Here is a 3238-nt window from a genome sequence, read left to right as displayed (position 1 = left end):
AAACCGAGAACACCGCGTTGAATGAGTTTTTTAATAAGTTCAATTGCTTATTTATTGATTAACCTTCTATCGCTAGAAGAAGTGATCAAGACCCAACCGTAAGGTTGATAAGGTTAAGTGAATAAGGGCGCACGGTGGATGCCTTGGCACTAGGAGCCGATGAAGGACGGGACTAACACCGATATGCTTTGGGGAGCTGTAAGTAAGCTATGATCCAGAGATTTCCGAATGGGGGAACCCAATATCTTTTATAGGATATTACTTTTCAGTGAATACATAGCTGATTAGAGGTAGACGCAGAGAACTGAAACATCTTAGTACCTGCAGGAAGAGAAAGAAAATTCGATTCCCTGAGTAGCGGCGAGCGAAACGGGAAGAGCCCAAACCAACAAGCTTGCTTGTTGGGGTTGTAGGACTCCAATATGGTAGTCTGTTAGTATAGTTGAAGGATTTGGAAAATTCCGCTAAAGAGGGTGAAAGCCCCGTAGACGAAATGCTAACAACACCTAGGAGGATCCTGAGTACGGCGGAACACGAGAAATTCCGTCGGAATCCGCGGGGACCATCCCGCAAGGCTAAATACTCCCTAGTGACCGATAGTGAACCAGTACCGTGAGGGAAAGGTGAAAAGCACCCCGGAAGGGGAGTGAAATAGATCCTGAAACCGTGTGCCTACAACAAGTCAAAGCTCGTTAATGAGTGATGGCGTGCCTTTTGTAGAATGAACCGGCGAGTTACGATTGCATGCGAGGTTAAGTCGAAGAGACGGAGCCGCAGCGAAAGCGAGTCTGAATAGGGCGAATGAGTATGTAGTCGTAGACCCGAAACCATGTGATCTACCCATGTCCAGGTTGAAGGTGCGGTAAAACGCACTGGAGGACCGAACCCACGTACGTTGAAAAGTGCGGGGATGAGGTGTGGGTAGCGGAGAAATTCCAAACGAACTTGGAGATAGCTGGTTCTCTCCGAAATAGCTTTAGGGCTAGCCTCGGAATTGAGAATGATGGAGGTAGAGCACTGTTTGGACTAGGGGCCCATCTCGGGTTACCGAATTCAGATAAACTCCGAATGCCATTCATTTATATCCGGGAGTCAGACTGCGAGTGATAAGATCCGTAGTCGAAAGGGAAACAGCCCAGACCACCAGCTAAGGTCCCAAAATATATGTTAAGTGGAAAAGGATGTGGGGTTGCACAGACAACTAGGATGTTGGCTTAGAAGCAGCCACCATTTAAAGAGTGCGTAATAGCTCACTAGTCGAGTGACCCTGCGCCGAAAATGTACCGGGGCTAAACATATTACCGAAGCTGTGGACTACACCATTAGGTGTAGTGGTAGGAGAGCGTTCTAAGGGCGTTGAAGGTCGATCGTGAGGACGGCTGGAGCGCTTAGAAGTGAGAATGCCGGTATGAGTAGCGAAAGACAGGTGAGAATCCTGTCCACCGTATGACTAAGGTTTCCTGGGGAAGGCTCGTCCGCCCAGGGTTAGTCGGGACCTAAGCCGAGGCCGATAGGCGTAGGCGATGGACAACAGGTTGATATTCCTGTACCAGTTGTTTTTGTTTGAGCAATGGAGGGACGCAGTAGGCTAAGGAATGCATGCGATTGGAAGTGCATGTCCAAGCAATGAGTCTTGAGTAGAGTTAAATGCTTTACTCTCTAAGGACAAGTTGTGACGGGGAGCGAAATAATAGTAGCGAAGTTCCTGATGTCACACTGCCAAGAAAAGCTTCTAGTGAGAAAACAACTGCCCGTACCGTAAACCGACACAGGTAGTCGAGGAGAGTATCCTAAGGTGAGCGAGCGAACTCTCGTTAAGGAACTCGGCAAAATGACCCCGTAACTTCGGGAGAAGGGGTGCTGACTTCGGTCAGCCGCAGTGAATAGGCCCAAGCGACTGTTTATCAAAAACACAGGTCTCTGCAAAATCGTAAGATGAAGTATAGGGGCTGACGCCTGCCCGGTGCTGGAAGGTTAAGAGGATGGGTTAGCTTCGGCGAAGCTCAGAATTGAAGCCCCAGTAAACGGCGGCCGTAACTATAACGGTCCTAAGGTAGCGAAATTCCTTGTCGGGTAAGTTCCGACCCGCACGAAAGGCGTAACGATTTGGGCACTGTCTCAACGAGAGACTCGGTGAAATTTTAGTACCTGTGAAGATGCAGGTTACCCGCGACAGGACGGAAAGACCCCATGGAGCTTTACTGTAGTTTGATATTGAGTGTTTGTACCACATGTACAGGATAGGTAGGAGCCGATGAGACCGGAACGCTAGTTTCGGAGGAGGCGTTGGTGGGATACTACCCTTGTGTTATGAACCCTCTAACCCGCACCACTAATCGTGGTGGGAGACAGTGTCAGATGGGCAGTTTGACTGGGGCGGTCGCCTCCTAAAAGGTAACGGAGGCGCCCAAAGGTTCCCTCAGAATGGTTGGAAATCATTCGAAGAGTGTAAAGGCAGAAGGGAGCTTGACTGCGAGACCTACAAGTCGAGCAGGGACGAAAGTCGGGCTTAGTGATCCGGTGGTTCCGCATGGAAGGGCCATCGCTCAACGGATAAAAGCTACCCTGGGGATAACAGGCTTATCTCCCCCAAGAGTCCACATCGACGGGGAGGTTTGGCACCTCGATGTCGGCTCGTCGCATCCTGGGGCTGTAGTCGGTCCCAAGGGTTGGGCTGTTCGCCCATTAAAGCGGCACGCGAGCTGGGTTCAGAACGTCGTGAGACAGTTCGGTCCCTATCCGTCGCGGGCGTTGGAAATTTGAGAGGAGCTGTCCTTAGTACGAGAGGACCGGGATGGACTTACCGCTGGTGTACCAGTTGTTCTGCCAAGGGCATTGCTGGGTAGCTATGTAGGGAAGGGATAAACGCTGAAAGCATCTAAGTGTGAAGCCCACCTCAAGATGAGATTTCCCATTTCTTTAAGAAAGTAAGACCCCTGAGAGATGATCAGGTAGATAGGTTGGAAGTGGAAGGCTAGTGATAGTTGGAGCGGACCAATACTAATCGGTCGAGGACTTAACCAAAGAATGGATAAGTAAAAGCAACTTGGTTATTTTGATTCAAACTTCAATCCAGTTTTGAGTGAATGAAGATTCAACTCAATAAGAAACAACACCCAGTGTGGTGGCGATAGCGAGAAGGATACACCTGTTCCCATGCCGAACACAGAAGTTAAGCTTCTTAGCGCCGATTGTAGTGAAGGGTTTCCCTTTGTGAGAGTAGGACGTCGCCACGCGA

General features: G+C 49.6%; 2 rRNA genes. Both read left to right on the top strand.

Annotation, left to right across the window (positions count from 1 at the left end):
• Positions 1 to 111: 111 nt before the first annotated feature.
• A 23S ribosomal RNA gene (locus tag AB3I34_RS13890) occupies positions 112 to 3024 on the top strand.
• 96 nt (positions 3025 to 3120) lie between these two features.
• Positions 3121 to 3236 (top strand): 5S ribosomal RNA (gene rrf, locus AB3I34_RS13885).
• The last annotated feature ends 2 nt before the right edge of the window (positions 3237 to 3238 follow it).

The organism is Enterococcus sp. C102(2024) (assembly GCF_040888205.1).
Taxonomy (GTDB): Bacteria; Bacillota; Bacilli; order Lactobacillales; family Enterococcaceae; genus Enterococcus; species Enterococcus faecalis.
Note: the sequence above shows the minus strand (reverse complement) of the source record. Positions and strands in the feature narration are given on the sequence as shown.